Genomic DNA, 17,024 nt, shown 5'->3' on the forward strand with positions numbered 1-17,024 from the left:
TTCGAAATACTACTCAGCTATTAATTGAATTCATTAACTGGAAGAAATATTCCACTTCATGAGTCTCATTCAATTTATACCATGAATGAAGTGTATCCGGCGCAAATACATCTAATTTCCTTAATACTTCCATGGCAAATTCTAGAGGTGCTACACCCGATGCAGTAATAAGATTTTCACTGGATGCTACAGGTCCTACTTCATAAAAATTTTCTCCTTTATAAGTAGGACAAACCATTTTCATATAATCTAAATTATTACTTGTGTGATTTATAGAATCCAAGTAACCGTAATTTGCAAGACCTATAGTTGCACCGCAAATGGCAGCCACAATTGTACCAAGCCTTAAGGCTTCACCAACTTTTTTCAAAATAGGTTTATGTATTTCTTCACTCCAAGTATTCCCTCCAGGTAAAATTAATAGATCGTTACTCTCAAGGATACATTCATCTAGGGAAATATCCGGCTTTATATTCAAGCCCCCCATTGAAATAATCGTTTCTTTATTTATTCCAACTGTTACTACTTTAAAAGGCGCTACATCTTTTTTGAAATATCTTCCTGTATTAAGTTCAGCAATTAAATGTCCGTATTCCCAATCAGACATCGTGTCAAATACATATAGATATGCTTTTCTTGTTTGCATTCAATAACACTCCATTCATATACTACAGTTTTAAATAAAAAAAGTACTCTTTTCAAATTTAACATTTTATGCAATATTTATGGTTTAAAATTCCAAATAAAAGAGCACTTGTTTCCGCAAGTGCTCTTTTCGGGGATTTTGAGATACCCTATTAACGAAAGTTAAGGTTACTTAAAGTTAAGAGGTATTTATACTATATGCTTGTCCTTTATATTTGTGCATAATCAATATATAAATATCTTTAGGAATATTTAAAAACTTTTATTTATAGTTCTTTCTGGCATTTTATCATTAAGAAATTTATTGAAGGTTTATTCTCCATGTTCTTATTTGGTTCATCAATTTCGGAAACTTGTACTAGTCCATATTTATTAAAATCTCGTTTTATAGATTCAGAATTATAGAAGAACATTTTTATGCCTTCCATTATTTCGAAATAGTCTTTATCCAACTGTTTCCCCTTCCCAAACATTGGGGCTTTTTGAGAAACAGTTGTGAAAACCATATATCCACCTGGTTTTAGCTGATTATAACAACCTTTAATAAATTGCTCTCTCTCTTGCTTATTCAACAAATGTAGAAGTGCATGACTATATATACCCTCATATGATTTGTTATTAAAAGGCATCTTATTTACCGAACCGTGATAGATACTAATATCTTCTAGGCCATTTTGCATTGCTAAATTAATGGCTGTTTTTGAAATCTCAATACCTGTTACATTTATACCATTATCGATAAAAACCTTTGCATTTCTTCCATATCCAATACCAGGAACTAATATATCCTTAACGTTCTTTTCAAGGAAAAAATCTTTTGTACAAATTGCAGATTCTGTAGGTTCAAATCCCCACATCGTTTGTTTTTCAATAAAACTTGATTCCCAAAATTCCATTATGTATCTATCTCCTTATTTTCAATCCATTTTTAGTATCAAATTAAAAGCATTTTTGTATTTGCTATACAGTTTTTTCTTCTACTTATACCACTTACCTTAGTCATCGTAGCTCCATTGAATATAGCATAATAATAAGCCCATATCTAATATAAAGATTGGTTAAAAATCTACCCTATTTTATTAATCCTTACGTTTATAGAAAATAAAAAAACAGCCAATATTTTTTTGGTAGTATTGGCTGTTTCTCATGAGAAATTATCTTTTTATATTGTACCGATCTAATACTTTTTCTAACATTTCTAAAGTTATTGGTTGTGCTTCTTTTATTAATTGATAACCAATACGCCCATTCGGTTCCGCTGTAACTTGCTGTAAACTCTTTACGTCATGAATCCCTTTTTCTCTTAATTGCATATAAAGTTGTTGTTCCGACATTTTTGCCTGCATCAAATTCTCTTTTACAATCTCTCCGTTTTCAACAATTATAATGCTACTTCCATTTAGGAATTGTTCCACCTTCCTTGATTTCAATTCAAAGAAATGAATGATAAGTAATATGCTTGCAAATATGATAGCCGCAAATATAGATGGGACTACTTTTCTACTTAATACAGGTTCTACAATAATACGGCCAATTGATACAACTATAATGATTTCAGCTCTTGTCATTTGGCTGGCAGATGTACTACCTGTCATTTTCAAAACAATTATTCCAGTAAAAGTTAATATAATACTTTCCAAAATTATATTCATAACTACCCAATCCTTTAATGGTGTATTTTACTATCATTCCCATTAAAGGTGTGTTTTACTTACCTATTAAGTTGTTAAATCCTTCAGACCATGATGGAAATAAAGGTATCCAACCATACTCTTTACGTGCCTTATTATTGGAAGCTCCTCTTTCCCAACTATTTTTCCCATCTTGAACTTTAGGCTGAGGTGCCCCTATCGCTGCTGCATATATTGGTAACCATTCTTTACTAGTTGCTGGATAATTATCTACAATATTTACGATTCCTGAAGGCCAATTAAGGGCTAGCATAGTAGCTCTTGCAGCATCTTCAACATGTATAAACGAGCTTATCCCGTCTGATGCGATAATTTCATTATTACCATCAGAAAGTATACATATTTGTCCATTAGTTTTAAGAGCTTTTTGCAATGCATGAAATCCACTATTTGTAGCAGAACATTCGAAACCATAATTATATGTTTCTATTATTTTTTCTTCTGAATCATATATGTTTTTCGCACCAAAATTCTTTGCAAAATCTCTTCTATTTTTATTAGGCTCAACAACATCCACGTGCTCAACGCCTACATAGTATTTTAAGAAATAACAAGCGAGTAAACCAATAACTCCCATTCCAGTTATAAGTACTTTTTCATCCTGTTGCGGGTTTAGTTTCAATACTCCTTTAGCGGCATCACACGAAAGAATAGATAATAAAGTAACTTTAGGTTGTATAGAACTAGGCACTCGAATTACTTTATGCCCCTTAACTATCCCTATTGTTTCATGTCCATAAAAAAAAACTACTTTATCGCCTACGTTTACATGTGTTACTTTATTACCAACTTCAATCACTTCACCATAACTTTCATATCCAGTTTTTCTTGGATAAAAAGGATTCGTATCCGTAACATCGGATCCATTATACTGTGGTAACTCGGCCTCAATGCTTATAGCTCCTGCAATTGTTTTAACAATAATTTCATCGTCCTGTATGGATCTAATTTTACCCGGTTCCCACTTAAGTTGTTTCGCACCTTCTAAAACTAACTTATACTGTTCCATTCATATCCTCTCACTTTATAAAAATATATTCTCACTAAATTTCAAACAATGTATAATAGATTCATCCAAAATTAAAGCTATAACGTTGGCTAGCACCCAACAGTGATAACATGATAATTGAATTTGATGGATATAGAATAAACGAGTATGTTATTGGCCGTAACTGTTCTATTAACGAATTAATAACGATGTATTTAAATGTAAGAAATGAAGAGATATCTAATGAGGATCTGCTACGCTTATTTTGTGTACGATATTATTACAAAAAAAATCCAAAGTTACTACAAGAAGACGTCACTAGCAATGTTGTCATTGATTTAGATACGGACTATATTTATATCCCAAATAGATAACAGTAAACTAGATTGATTAGTATTTATGATTCAGCTAAATGTTTAATAAAATAAGTAATTGCCCAAATTAATGTAGCAAATTGAGTGACAAAATACATTGTCCATTCAAAGCCAGTCAGTTTTCTCTCTCGTTTAACCTTCTTTAAGTATCTGTAAAATATGAGTGTACTTAAAAACATAAGTAACAATGATAATTGCTGTAAATCATCGACTATACGTACCCCCATAGACTCCATCGCCCTCCTATTCAAAATAAAAGCTATACTTTAAGAGTATCATTAATTGGTAGTTTATTTCCATTTTAAACAATTATGTCATAAATAAAAAGAGCACTCAGCTATTGAGTGCTCTAAAAAATATTAATTAAACTCAGTTCCTTGTAATGGTTACATGTAATTCCCCTTACTTTTTATAACTCAGTTCTATTACTTGTGGTATATACTTACTATCATATTTTCTCGTATAGATTTCTCCATCTGGAGTAACTAATTGTAAAACAATCTCACCACAAACCCCATCTAGTATTTCAAATTCACCTTGTGCATTTGAAATACTGCGTTCCTTACTTTCTTCAATTGAATCTTCATATATTTTCACATTAGATATAGGTTCGTTATTTTGATCTACGATAATACCTCTTGAATACTTACCAACCGCGATGCATTGGTCATCTTTTTTATAATATTTAGTCACAACTATAGCTCCAATTATTATAGCGGCACACACAAACAAGAGAATTATTTGGCGCCTCACAACAAACCTCCTAATTCAAATTATTCTTTTCTAAACTGAAAATTCAAGTGTCTTGATTGGTTGATTTCCTCAATTACTTTACGAATACCTTCTTCAATCTTATCTTCTTTTACATTCGAAACATTTAACTTTAACAGTTTTTCTTTAGGAAAATTCCTCATATAATTCTTATCAATAGTATCGACACTTATTTGCATGTCACCTAATTTTTGTATAAGTGTTTCTGTAACTGTGTTTTTCTGCATTTCTAAACAAGTGTGTATTCCAAATGTGTTTTGTCTATTATATGTAAATAATGATTGATCTTCATTTTGCACTTTTTCTAATGTTTCTGCTAGTTTTATTGATCTATTGTAGTAGGAAGAATTAATTTTACTTTTATGACGTTCAAACATACCGCTCTTTATATAAATTTCTAAAGCCGCTTGAGAAATCATCGGACTATCAATATCTAGTATCTTTTTGTATGTATAGAAAGCATTTGCAATGGATGGTGGGATGACTGCAACTCCAACCCGTAAACCAGGAAAAATAATCTTCGAATAACTTTTCAAATATATGACATGACTACAATTATCCAAGCTATATAACGGATCTGCTTTTGAATCAGTTTCTAAATCTGCTAAATAATCATCTTCCACTATAAATACATTGTATTTCTTAGCCAATAGTGCGATTTTTTCTTTCTCATCTTTAGAATAAGAAGTTCCAAGCGGATGATGATATCTCGGTATCGTATAAAAGAATTTTATTTTTCCAGTTTGAAATATTTGCTCCAATTCATTCAAATCGATACCTTCATTCGTACGTTTAATACCGATTACAGGAACTTTATTTATTTCTAGATAATCAATATATAGATGATATGTTGGCTGTTCAATTAATACAGTTTCATTTCCATTCGGAAATGGTATAGAAGTTAATATAGCAAGCGCCTGCTGCACACCTGACGTTATAAAAATATTGTCTTCTTTCGTGAACACTTGATAATTTGCCAACTGTTTTTGAATGACTGGAATTAAAGATGGTAACCCTTTCGGTGTTCCGTATACGAACAAATCATTTTTATAAGTATCAATAGCCTTATTAATGCAATGCTGAAAATCTAAATATGGGAAAACATCTGGATCTGGTGCTGAAGAAGCGAAATCAATTATCTCGTTATTTTCTATGGTACTCCCAGATTTCTTAACAACGTAGTATCCACTTTGAGGGACAGAATATATAATGTGACGCTTTTCTAATTCATGAAGCGCACGTATAACTGTTGCCTTATTACATTCATATTGCGTAACGAGTGACCGTATAGACGGTAATTTCTTCCCTTCTTTTATTTCTCCATTTTGAATCATATTTTCTATGTCATTTAAAATATGTAAATACTTATACATATTACACCTCCTCCAGCAATTCTATATTTAATTACATCGGTTCTCTATTCATATAGCATTCATTCCTCAATTAGTTAATTTTCCGATCATCTATATCGTAAATCCCAATAGCATATGAATCATTTTCAATCCATTTCTTTACTGCTTCTGTTTTAAGTACCCCTTCAACTTCTTTTTCTATTTTCTGTCCAAGTTCTCTCGCCCCTACTTCATCATCGCTAAGCTTAGTTTTTATATCAATGGTAACAGGTTGATTCTTTTTATAATTTATTTGCTGAATACCAAACCCTTCATATCCATTTTTTCTGAATACGTCATCAAATATATGTCCAAAAACTTGATTCCATCTACTCTCTGCCTTTACAACTTCTCTATTTCTTTGAGTTATATTGATTTTATAAGACGTTACACCTTGTATCACCAATCTTTTATTAATATCATTTTTTATTTCGTTACTATCTTCGCTATCAGCAATCTCTAAATCTAATATTCTTTCTTTTTCATCTCTTATAGCAGCACTAAAAAAAGATTCCTCCTTTACCGCTGCTGTGGCAATATCCATCACTATAGAATCTTCACTTTTAGCATCTTCAATGTCATTCTCACAGGCACATAATAAAGCAAATGGAAATAAAAGTACAAGTAACTTCTTTCCCTTTCTCATGTAGCACCCCTCCAAACATTTTCATTTACGATAAACTTTTTACTTTGACATATAAATACCTTCTTTAATTATTAAATTTAACATTATTTCACATTTTCCCCACTTAACAAGGAAATTACAATTAATAAATAGAATATCTCTATGAATAAATAAAAAGTGAGGGATATATAATGCAACGTGTAAATACGATTGATATTAGTAATGTACTACAATTGGACAAAACTCTTTCGACTTTATTAAATAAAATGATTTCTTCAAAACTAGACCTTGAAAATTGGTTAAAAGAGCAGTCAAAAGTAATTTGGGACATCGAAGAACAATTAAGATCACATTACATCGCCTTTCAATGTAATACGGATGATGAAGAAATAAAGGATACTTTTGAACATGATCAACAATTTGTAAAGCCACTTTTAAAGCGGTACCAAAATTTATTGGATAATAAATATTTAGAGTCACCTTTTCGAATGGAATTAGATTCTAACGTATATGGTTTATTAGATACAAAAATAAAAAACGCTCAAAAGTTATTTTGTGAGGAAAATATTGAATTAGAAATAAAGGAAGACAAATTAATCACAGAGTACTTTGAAATCACTGGAGGATTAAGTGGAATTTGGGACGGAGAAGAAAAAACGATAACAGAATTACAATCCTATTTACAAGATTCGAATCGTGACACCCGTAAAAAGGCAAAAACCATTATTTCTGAAAAATTTTTATCTGTTGAAAAAGAACTCCAAAACATATTAAATCAATTAATTGAAATTCGCCATCAAAAAGCAAAAAATATTCAACTAGAGAATTATCGCGATTATATGTTCAAAAAATACGAGCGTTTTGATTATTCAGCGAAAGATTGCTATGAACTAGCTGAATCCATACGTAAGTATGTTGTGCCTCTTAAAGATAAAATATTGCTAGAGAAAAAAGATAAACTGCAAGTTGATACGCTTCGCCCGTGGGATGTATCAGCTGTAACTCCAGATCAAAAAGTACTTAAACCTATTGCAAATGAAAATGATTTAATTGAAAAGAGCACTCATATCTTTAATAAACTAGATGTTGAATTTTCAGCACTTTTAAACCGAATGTATAAACACAATTGTCTTGATTTAACAAGCCGCAAAGGAAAAGCAGCTGGTGGCTTTTGTGAGTACTTACCAGCTTCACAATTATCTTATATTTTTATGAACTTAAATTATACACAAGATGATATTGTCACTTTTATACATGAAATGGGTCATAGTATTCATAACGAACTCATAAAACCATTAAAATTACGACAGTATATAGAAATTCCAGCTGAAACAGCTGAGCTAGCCAGTATGACAATGGAGTTATTCTCGCTTAATTATTGGGATACCTTCTATACAGACAAAAAAGATTTAAAACAAGCAAAAATTAACTTCTTTAAAGATGTTATTTCATATTTACCTATTATGCTTATTGTCGATCAATTTCAACACTGGCTGTATGAAAATCCAAGTCATACTTCTGAAGAAAGAAATGAAAAATACTTACAACTTCAAAAACATTATCAGTCTAGCGTCATACATATTGATGGCTACGAAAACTGGATAGCAACGAGTTGGCTACCTGTACTCCATATTTTTGAAGTACCATTTTATTATATTGAATATGCGATCGCCCAACTTGGTGCATTACAAATGTATAAACAATATAAAGAGGAACCTAAGCAAGCACTAGAAAATTATAAAAAGGCATTATCACTAGGAAGCTCGCAATCTATAAAAGAAGTGTATGATGCAGCCGGTATTCGTTTTGATTTTTCTGGTGAAACAATTAAAGAACTAATGCTATTTGTAGAAAAAGAATTAGAATTACTTGAGCAATTATAAGAAGAAAGCTGCACCTATATTTTTGGTGTAGCTTTCTTCTTTATTTTATTAATCAGCTCTATGTACTGAGTATCCCCATATCCGATTGTTGGAAAAAGATAAAACAACTTTATTAATAATTCACGAGTTGATAAATCTTTATTTTTAGAGATGAATTTCATTACTGCATTATCTTCTGTTAACATTTCTAAAAATAAGTCTATAGCCTGATACATTACAGGTGGTACCTTATGAGAGGTCTTTTTATGGTTTACTAATACTTCATTGTATATAGAAGAATAATTCCCCAATTCAAGTTCAATTTGATTTACTTTAAATTCATCCTCTCTAAAGCTATTTAAGTATACCTTCCCTTCATAAGCAGACTGTTCAAGGTGAGAAAGTATGGTAAGTAGGTTCATTTGGCAAAACATATCTTCACCAAACCATAGAATAATACATTTATACTTTTTCGTAAAAAGGTTTTCTAACGGATCTATAACCTTTTTTATATAACTTTCTACTGAACTGTTATGTCCTTTCGCTCTTGTTTTAATAAACTCTTCATTAAAAACTTGAGTAGTAGCCGAGTTCACACACATTGCCTCATTAAATGGTGCATAATCAGAATCACCCATTAGCTTTTCGTTTTTAAATTCTTCATACATAACTTGACCATTTAATATGTTAAGTACCTCTTTATCAAATAGCTCACTCTTCCTATTTGGTAACTGTTCAACCTCTATTTTTCTAGAAATATTCATTTTAAACACCCCTTCTTTATTTAAATTTAGTTTAACAAATGATTGAATAGGCATTTTGTTAAGTTGGTATTCTCTTGGATTCATTCCAAAAACATTTTTGAAAGCTCTACTATAAGCCTCTTGGGAAGAGTAATCGTAATCCAACGCTACCTCAATTATCTTCCTACCTTTCTTTAAATCTTCCGTAGATAAATACAACCTTCTAAGAAGAATATAACGTCTAATACTGAAACCCGTTACTTGATGAAATTTAAAAGAGCAATAATAAGGAGAATACCCCATGTAACGAGATAATTCATCTAATGAAAATCTCTTTTTTAAATTGCTCTCAATCCAATTAATCATCTGCTGTATATGTTCATTCATTTCCTTCACTCCTTATTTAAAAGTATAGGAGAAGTGCGTTTCTTTCTTTTGATATTTCTTGTGTTTTATAACATGAGCCTTTCTCTAAAGTCTTTATAATCTATATATAAGTATTAATTTTATATTTTTTCATCTATCTTATTTTGTCATACCTTCTATTCATTTTTCAATTTAGCGTTAATGAGTATGTTGGCAACACCTTACTAATTATCAAAGGTCAATTTACATCATATTTCATTTTAAAGGATTTCAAAAATTAAACACGAATTTTATAAAATAAAATTCTTTTAATTCCCAAGTTAAAAAATTAAGGTTTGGAAAGGACGTTTCAATGAACAAGCTAGAAAAAGAAATACTTCAATTCATAAATGAACAGTATCCGTTGAATTTTATTAACATTAAGCCAATAACAAATGAGATGTATGAATGTCTTACAGAACAAGGTACATACTTCAGTAGAATTACAAACTACAAAACATATGAAGAACAGATAGAGGAAGTTTTATATACAAATTTTTTATATCAAAATGGTTTAGGTGTTCCACCAATAATCCCTTCATTACAAGGGAATTTTGTAGAAAAATTCACATTAGACAAGGAGATTTTTGCTGTATTATATAAAGCTGCTCCTGGTATACATTTACCAAGGTCTGAATGGAATTCTAATATATTTAAAAAACTTGGTAAACAAATTGGAAAATTACATCGTATATCTAAAAGCTTTGAAAAGATTAAACCAGTAAAACATATAAACGATTGGTATGAAAATGAAGAATATAATTTTCTTAAATATATCCCTAAAGAAGAAAATACAATAAGAGAAATTGCATCTGACGTTTTAACTTCCATAAAAGAGCTACCAAAATCCCCTTCAAATTACGGCTTAATACACGGAGATTTATGGTTAGAAAACATTTTAGTCGAAAATAATTCAAACTTAACAATGATAGATTTTCAAGACTGCGAAAAACATTTTTACATATTCGATTTAGCCGTTCCTATTTATAGTGCGATAGAATATTCATTTGCTGGAAATGGGAATATCGTTGACTATGAGTATTCTATTACAAAAGCACTATTTGAAGGCTACCAAGAGGAAAATGAGCTACCAAAAGAGATGAAAGACAAGTTTCCGTTATTTATTAAATTAAAGGAGATTTTTGAATATAGCTTAATGCATATGTATTGGGATAAAGAAGAATTAACGGAGGAACAAGTACGGATTATGAACCTTTATAGGATGAAGATCGAAAATAAGAATACCTATATCAATATTTAAGAATGCTGTTGTTTAACTGCAAGGAAACTTTGGTTAAACAACAGCATTTATTAATTAGCTGACAACCTTTTTTATGACTTATAAATACTGATTCAATAATCTTCTCAAATACACTTCATTTTGCGGTGATACTTTTTCAGAAAATCTAGCTGCAATAATAATAGGAGCCCATTGAAAAACTTCATCTCTTGATATGCCGGTACGACTGCAATATATATGTAAATACATCTCAGCTAATTCTACCGAAGATTTTGAGTACAACAAGTATGTTCGAAATACATCTGCGCGAATATCACCTGAACTAGCATCTACCCAATCTATAACTTTCACTTTCTCTTCCTTACTCAAAATCAAATTAAATGGATGAAAATCTCCATGACATAGCCTAAAATCAAATGTAATAAAATCTAATTTTTGTAATATATCCTTCTTTTTGCGTTCATCCAATTTATGCACAGATTTAATTTGACGCTCTAACCTTCCCCTCATTAACTCCATTTCATCTGTATTCACATGTATAGCATGGATCTTTTTTTGCTCATTAACACAAAGGCTGATATAACGCTCTGCCTCATTTAAATTATTAAGCAGAAGATCACCAATGTTGTCCCCTTTTACATGTTCCATAATAATTGCCTGTCTATTTTGTATCTTTTTCACTTCAAATACGTTTGGAACTGGCAACCCACATGAATACGCATATTTTTGTTTTTTTGCTTCATTCATAGACTCTGTATCTGGGAGGTAATCTTTCAATAATTTTACAACCTTATCATCAGTTAAATAAATTTCTGCTGTATTCCCTTTTGCAATTGGATTACCTAAAACCACTTTATTTCCCCCCTTAACATAAATTAGAATAACACCTTATACTTCTCTTTAAATTCACTATAATCCTAGCTAAAACCTTCTTCACGAATATACAAAAAACTTACCGCTTTCCATCCTTAAATAGAAAGCGGTAAGTTTAATTGTTTAGGAATATCCGAATGAAACTCTGATGTATGCACAATTGAAAATGTATATCCTTGCTCAATAAATGATACTTCATTACGTTTACATTCAAATGGTACACTATTTTTCTTAAAGTTATTTTGGATTCGCTGTAAAAATGCGACGTCTGGTGTTCCGAAAGAAACGTGTACTTTCGGTGATAGAGCTTTCATTGCAATTGGAATCCAAGGTCGCTGCCACCAAGTCGCGACGATATATGCAGTGCCACCTATAACAAAGTTAAAAATATCCCCATCTTCCATCGTTTTCATATTTAGATTTGATTTTAACCATTCCGTAAAAACAGGTACACTTTTAACAGGAAGACCAATTTCCCTTACGTATAAAATGTTTAAAGGTGAGTGTGGTACTAATACATCCTCTTTAACATAACTATGTGCGATAATTTCGAGTAGATTTCCATCTCCGTCTTTAAAGTATAAATTGAATAGACCATTCTCTTCACCAATTACATTTCCATTTTGCCATTTTACAATGAGTAATCCAGAGTCCTTTAACCATTTTGCTGTTTCATGGAATTTTGAATATGGGATTTCAAAAGCAAAATGTGCAGGTGCGATTGGTTCATACACTTCTTGAAAACTAATTGTTGTATAAGGTGTTACTTCAAATTGAATGAAGGATGCTGTTTCTTTTTTTATTGGAAAAGATAATATGTCCTTATAAACTTGTTTTACCCCTTCTATGGAAACCGTTTGTAGTTTTATATCTGATATATGTGTAATCACTTTACATTCCCCCTCATTTCTTATTATCTATTCGTATTGTATTACACTTATAAATAGATAAAATCAAACGGAAGGATGGATTTTTCATATAGAAACTACAACTTTAGTATGAATATGTTAGCTCCAATTATTTTTTATTTCCACTATAACAATTTCTGGTTTATCCCAGTGCAACATGTGTGTAGTATCAGGAATTACTTTTACTATACTGTCCGTTTTCTCTTTAAAAACATTTACTGTCTTATCTCTATAATCCGCCCAAACTTGTGGGACTGTAGCTCGAAGTAATACAATATTAGCCGGTAGCTTCTCATATATATCTATCGTTTCATCTTTATGCATACCTCTTATTATATTACTAGCTGTATTCCCCCTGGCATGCCACCATACTTTATTATCCATTTCGATCCCTAGATCCTTTACAGCAACTTCTAACAATGAAGACCACCTAGTATAAGCTGCTTTTTCACTTTTGAAAAATTCGTCCCAATTATTAAAAACGTATTCATCAAAGTCCTTTTCATAATAAGCAATTTCTTCTTCCAACGTTTCTTCTTTAAGCCTTTTTGTTTGATATCCACCATCAATAAGAATACTTCCTTGTACTTTTTCTGGATGATTTAACAAATAAAATAACGCTACAAAACTTCCCCATGAATGTGATAGAAAATAGAAGTATTCGATTCTCAATTCATTTATTATTTCATTTAACCAATTTGCTAAATTGTGCATCTCATAATCTTCTGTTCTTTCAAATGGGGGTGTTTTACCGTGTCCAGGTGCATCAACGGAGATAAATCTATACTCTTCTTTTAATTCCTCAGCAATTTCTATAAAACTTAAACTCGTACTACCTAATCCATGTAAACAAAAGATAACGGGCTTCTCATTATTCCCCCATTCAGTAATATGTACATTTATTTTTTCATTGCTAATATAGTAACGTTTCAAAACATTTATCCTCCATATTTTGATTTTTTAATTTACACTTTATTTATTTCTATTATTTTCAAGTATTTCCTGTATTCTTTTCCACACAAAAAGTTGCTTTTCTTTAAATGAAAAGCAGCTTTTACACTAAAATACATTATAATTTAACAGCAATAATCATAAATCTTTTTGAATTCGTACGAATCCCTTTTTCAGAACTATTTGTTTCAATGAACTTTTGTAAAATAGTAAAATCCTCTTCCTGTTCTCCAAATCTAGGAATAATAGGAGTATGTTTTAATAAGAAAATGAGATCTTCAGACCTACTGTAATAATTAGTAACATCATATTCACGTACTTGCACGAGATCAAATCCTGCACTAATAAGTTCATTCATATACTTTTCTTTTAAAGTACCATCCCGTTCACCTAAGCATTGTCCTCTACCAAATGCTTCTTTCAGGTTTAATTTATCATTCTCACTTACTTGTTGTGTTAAGAAAAAGGCACCCTTTTTCATTACTTTTGCTAACTCAGATGCCAGAAACGGGGCATGACAACTTGAAGTAATATCAAAATGTGCATGTGGAAATGTTAAAGCTTCAGAACCCATTTGAAGAAACTCAACATTTTGTACACCTGATTTTTTCAAGTTAGAATGTGCCGTCTCAATCATGTCGTTAGAATTATCAATTCCAATCAACAATTTAGCTGATGATGCTATGTTAAGTACATTTTCTCCTCCGCCTGTACCAACATCAAGTAAAATATGTGATGGTTTACACCTTTCTTTTACCTCACTATAAAAGTCCCATGTATCTCCTACAGTTTCACATTTTATTTTGCTAAAATCCCATCCATTTAATCTTCCTACTTTATCATAGAAGCTTTTATACTCTAATTCGTTCATCTTATTACTTCCCCTTTGTAAAAATAAATTAAATATGTATAATAACCTACGACACTCCTTAATTATATATTATAAAATACAAATTATTAAAACAATATTTCCCTTCACACTACAATAAGTTTACATAACATTTTTATGGTTTATCTTTATCTATATATTCTAAATGCCCTCTTCCCCAACTACACATACTATCCAAAACAGTACTGACTGTTTTTCCATGTTCAGTTAAGCTATATTCTACTTTAGGTGGTATTTCTTGATAAATTTCGCGTTTTATTAGTTGATCTTGCTCTAATTCACGTAATTGCTTTGCTAACGTCCCTTGAGATATATCTGGTATTAATTTCTTTAATTCACCAAAACGTTTCGTTCCATCTGTTAGCAAAATATATAAAATGAGTGGCTTCCATTTCCCACCGATTATTTGTAATGTTGCTATTACTCCTTTTAACTTCGGTTCTTGTAAATCCATTTTTCTCACCTCTCCTCAGATATCATAAAGTGAAACTTTAATCAGTGGGGGTTTTGTTCATCCCACACTGATTATTAGTTGAACCAATCGGGCTTTTACGGGCAATTGATCTCTTACCTAACTTCCTTACATTTTCCTAACTTTGAGGTGGGAGTTTTACTGCCCGTTAATGCGGGATAAACCATATTTAGAAATTTTTCCTATTACTTATCCGCATGTATAGCGATTAGTACGAAATTTGCGACTATGTACATACAAAGTGCGTACTTTTCACTTGCTACCTTTTAGCGAATAATAAAAGCATAGCAGTTATATTCTAATTTTTTTATTAAAGGAGTGGCTAAAATATGTCTATTACTACATTAGAAAATAGTCGTATTGTTATCATTGGCGGGAGTTCTGGTATTGGATTGGCAACGGCAAAACAAGTAATTGAACAAGGAGCACATGTTATTATTGCAGGGCGTTCGGAAGAAAAATTAAAAGTTGCTAAAAAATTAATAAATAGCAATCATCTTCAAACTTATATATTGGATAATCAAAATAAAGAGCAATTACAAATTTTTTTCAAGACAGTTGGGAACTTTGATCATTTATTCACACCGGGAGCCTCTTACACACTTGGACCAATTACCTCTACAGAGGAAATTGCTGAAAGTAGCTTCATCGGAAAGTTTTGGCCTCAATATTATGCCGTAAAATATGCAATTCCTTTTCTTTCAAACTCTGGATCTATCGTGTTAATGTCCGGTGCATTTAGTCAAAGACCACTTAAAGGCGCACCTGCTTATGGAGCTTGCAATGGTGCTATTGAAAGTTTAGGGAAGGCTTTAGCTGTGGAATTAGCTCCTATTAGAGTTAATGTGGTTTCTCCTGGAACAATACAAAAAGAAAATGAACAAAATGAAAATAGACTAGTTGCTTACGAAGCTTATAAATCTCTTTCACTTGTACAACGAGCTGGATATAATGATGAAATTGCACATACTGTCCTATATTTAATGCAAAATAGTTTTACTACGGGTAATGTATTGTTTCCTGATGGAGGGTACACATATCATTAAATTATTTAAGACAAAAGCCCCTTATTACGGTGGCTTTTGTTGCTCATTTAAACATTGCTGAAATTTCCAAATAGATGATTACATTACTTTAGTACCAACTGGTTGGTTTTTAGATGATTCATTACAATCCGCTCATTTTGTACATTTGCAAATAAAATTGTGCTAGTAGTTGACGAATCGAATCTCGAAGTAATTTGTCTTGATATTTATGGATAAGTTTCCAAAGAAAAAAGGCATATAATTAATGCCTTTTTTCTTTATCATTATTTAACTGGATAACAAACTTCTGTAACCCACTTATTAGGATCCGATTCCATCGCTGGGCTCACATGATAAATATTAAACATCGGGCCTGCTAATTTGTAACCTTCTGTCTCAATCCATTTTGCCGCAGCCTCATTTACAGCTGTCATCTGTTCATAACTTCCATTAACTGTTATAGAAGCTATATTGGTTGATTTCATATTTTTAAATGTAACGTCTTTTGTATTTTCGTGCTTACCTAGAATACTTAGCTGTATTTCTATATCTACATCATTTTCTTTGTATTCACGATCATGGAAAACCGCAATACTATAACTCGGATGGGCAATACTAATATTTTTCATTTGAATTTCTTGCATTAATACACTCCATAAATCACCTTCGCAATTATACGATGGAATAATCTTTCTAACACTAGCTACAGTTCTTTCTGGAATTTCTTTTATTGAAACATGATAATTCATCTCAACAACATCCTCTCTCATCGTTTTCATTGAGTCTTCGAGGAGACGTAATTGTTTTTGGAGGTTATTCATGTCTTCTTTAATTTGAGCACTACGATTTAAAAATTGCTCTTTTATGCTATCTATATTATCGCATTCTATTATTTCTTTGATGGTAGCAATATTAAACCCCATAGCTTTTAATGTTTGAATTTGATTTACCTTTTTTAATTGGTCAGCTGAATAAAATCGATATCCACTCTGCTCATCGACTTTTACTGGTTGTAATAATTCCACTTTATCGTAGTGTCTCAACATACGTATACTAATGGAAGATAGTTTCGAAAAATCCCCTATTTTAAACATGATTTCCTCCTATAAGTTACATCTACTTTGAAGCTCAACTTCATCATAAACAATGACATTATGTGAGGGTCAACTAT

19 protein-coding genes and 1 pseudogene are annotated in these 17,024 nt (G+C 31.2%); 4 read left to right on the forward strand and 16 right to left on the reverse strand.

Going from position 1 to position 17,024, the window contains the following annotated elements:
- Positions 1–13 precede the first annotated feature (13 nt).
- From OXT04_RS25160 to OXT04_RS29880, 5 genes and pseudogenes are all read right to left on the reverse strand, one after another.
- Positions 14–646: a type 1 glutamine amidotransferase family protein gene (locus tag OXT04_RS25160; RefSeq protein WP_001194778.1), complete on the reverse strand. Its 633-nt coding sequence runs from the start codon at positions 644–646 to the stop codon at positions 14–16.
- Positions 647–911: 265 nt separating this feature from the next.
- On the reverse strand, positions 912–1,541 hold the full coding sequence (locus tag OXT04_RS25165; protein ID WP_267418374.1) for a class I SAM-dependent methyltransferase: 630 nt from the start codon (positions 1,539–1,541) through the stop codon (positions 912–914).
- Positions 1,542–1,799: 258 nt separating this feature from the next.
- Positions 1,800–2,297 carry a DUF421 domain-containing protein gene (locus OXT04_RS25170; RefSeq protein ID WP_001021412.1) on the reverse strand — a complete coding sequence of 166 codons (498 nt, stop codon included), beginning with the start codon at positions 2,295–2,297 and terminating at the stop codon, positions 1,800–1,802.
- Between the two features lie 55 nt (positions 2,298–2,352).
- Positions 2,353–3,027 (reverse strand): zinc-binding dehydrogenase, encoded by a 675-nt coding sequence (locus OXT04_RS29875; protein ID WP_308202232.1) that lies wholly within the window; start codon positions 3,025–3,027, stop codon positions 2,353–2,355.
- A 66-nt stretch (positions 3,028–3,093) separates the two neighbouring features.
- A pseudogene (locus OXT04_RS29880) lies at positions 3,094–3,345 on the reverse strand (alcohol dehydrogenase catalytic domain-containing protein); the annotation flags it as partial.
- Positions 3,346–3,455: 110 nt separating this feature from the next.
- Between OXT04_RS29880 and OXT04_RS25180 the strand changes: the two are divergent.
- Positions 3,456–3,698, forward strand: a complete 243-nt coding sequence (locus OXT04_RS25180) for a hypothetical protein (RefSeq protein ID WP_015945790.1) — start codon at positions 3,456–3,458, stop codon at positions 3,696–3,698.
- A 23-nt stretch (positions 3,699–3,721) separates the two neighbouring features.
- On the opposite strand, the gene OXT04_RS25185 is transcribed toward OXT04_RS25180, so the two are convergent.
- The 4 genes from OXT04_RS25185 to OXT04_RS25200 all read right to left on the reverse strand — a co-directional run bounded on the left by OXT04_RS25185 (position 3,722) and on the right by OXT04_RS25200 (position 6,506).
- Complete coding sequence (locus tag OXT04_RS25185) at positions 3,722–3,925, reverse strand: hypothetical protein (RefSeq protein WP_000538969.1); 204 nt, start codon at positions 3,923–3,925, stop codon at positions 3,722–3,724.
- A gap of 175 nt (positions 3,926–4,100) precedes the next feature.
- Entirely contained in the window at positions 4,101–4,451 is a 351-nt protein-coding gene (locus OXT04_RS25190) for a hypothetical protein (protein ID WP_001254186.1), read from the reverse strand.
- Between the two features lie 20 nt (positions 4,452–4,471).
- Positions 4,472–5,842, reverse strand: coding sequence for an aminotransferase-like domain-containing protein (locus OXT04_RS25195; RefSeq protein ID WP_000280114.1), 1,371 nt, complete (start codon positions 5,840–5,842; stop codon positions 4,472–4,474).
- A gap of 70 nt (positions 5,843–5,912) precedes the next feature.
- Positions 5,913–6,506, reverse strand: coding sequence for a DUF4030 domain-containing protein (locus tag OXT04_RS25200; protein WP_267418391.1), 594 nt, complete (start codon positions 6,504–6,506; stop codon positions 5,913–5,915).
- A 170-nt stretch (positions 6,507–6,676) separates the two neighbouring features.
- Between OXT04_RS25200 and OXT04_RS25205 the strand changes: the two genes are divergently transcribed.
- Complete coding sequence (locus tag OXT04_RS25205) at positions 6,677–8,368, forward strand: M3 family oligoendopeptidase (protein ID WP_001190012.1); 1,692 nt, start codon at positions 6,677–6,679, stop codon at positions 8,366–8,368.
- Positions 8,369–8,382: 14 nt separating this feature from the next.
- Here OXT04_RS25205 and OXT04_RS25210 read toward each other — a convergent pair whose 3' ends face one another.
- The gene (locus OXT04_RS25210) at positions 8,383–9,477 is read right to left on the reverse strand and encodes a helix-turn-helix domain-containing protein (protein WP_025118315.1); all 1,095 of its coding nucleotides are present in this window, start codon (positions 9,475–9,477) and stop codon (positions 8,383–8,385) included.
- 331 nt (positions 9,478–9,808) lie between these two features.
- Between OXT04_RS25210 and OXT04_RS25215 the strand changes: the two genes are divergently transcribed.
- Positions 9,809–10,756 carry a phosphotransferase enzyme family protein gene (locus OXT04_RS25215; protein WP_001037123.1) on the forward strand — a complete coding sequence of 316 codons (948 nt, stop codon included), beginning with the start codon at positions 9,809–9,811 and terminating at the stop codon, positions 10,754–10,756.
- 78 nt (positions 10,757–10,834) lie between these two features.
- On the opposite strand, the gene OXT04_RS25220 is transcribed toward OXT04_RS25215, so the two are convergent.
- The 5 genes from OXT04_RS25220 to OXT04_RS25240 form a co-directional block, all read right to left on the reverse strand.
- Positions 10,835–11,587: an aminoglycoside phosphotransferase family protein gene (locus OXT04_RS25220; protein ID WP_000242844.1), complete on the reverse strand. Its 753-nt coding sequence runs from the start codon at positions 11,585–11,587 to the stop codon at positions 10,835–10,837.
- A gap of 116 nt (positions 11,588–11,703) precedes the next feature.
- Positions 11,704–12,498: a VOC family protein gene (locus OXT04_RS25225; protein WP_000627922.1), complete on the reverse strand. Its 795-nt coding sequence runs from the start codon at positions 12,496–12,498 to the stop codon at positions 11,704–11,706.
- A gap of 117 nt (positions 12,499–12,615) precedes the next feature.
- Positions 12,616–13,449: an alpha/beta fold hydrolase gene (locus OXT04_RS25230; protein ID WP_196478333.1), complete on the reverse strand. Its 834-nt coding sequence runs from the start codon at positions 13,447–13,449 to the stop codon at positions 12,616–12,618.
- 136 nt (positions 13,450–13,585) lie between these two features.
- Entirely contained in the window at positions 13,586–14,338 is a 753-nt protein-coding gene (locus OXT04_RS25235) for a class I SAM-dependent methyltransferase (RefSeq protein WP_267418407.1), read from the reverse strand.
- A 133-nt stretch (positions 14,339–14,471) separates the two neighbouring features.
- A complete protein-coding gene (locus OXT04_RS25240; protein ID WP_267418408.1) occupies positions 14,472–14,810 on the reverse strand; it encodes a winged helix-turn-helix transcriptional regulator in 339 nt (112 codons plus the stop codon).
- Positions 14,811–15,157: 347 nt separating this feature from the next.
- On the opposite strand from OXT04_RS25240, the gene OXT04_RS25245 reads away from it, so the two are divergent.
- Positions 15,158–15,874 (forward strand): SDR family oxidoreductase, encoded by a 717-nt coding sequence (locus OXT04_RS25245; protein WP_000029094.1) that lies wholly within the window; start codon positions 15,158–15,160, stop codon positions 15,872–15,874.
- A gap of 263 nt (positions 15,875–16,137) precedes the next feature.
- Here the strand turns inward: OXT04_RS25245 and OXT04_RS25250 are convergent, their stop codons facing one another.
- The gene (locus tag OXT04_RS25250; protein WP_000472619.1) at positions 16,138–16,947 is read right to left on the reverse strand and encodes a MerR family transcriptional regulator; all 810 of its coding nucleotides are present in this window, start codon (positions 16,945–16,947) and stop codon (positions 16,138–16,140) included.
- Between the last annotated feature and the right edge of the window lie 77 nt (positions 16,948–17,024).

Origin of the sequence: Bacillus sp. GC_Bacil_1 (assembly GCF_026540675.1) — a bacterium.
In the GTDB taxonomy this organism is placed as follows: domain Bacteria; phylum Bacillota; class Bacilli; order Bacillales; family Bacillaceae_G; genus Bacillus_A; species Bacillus_A cereus.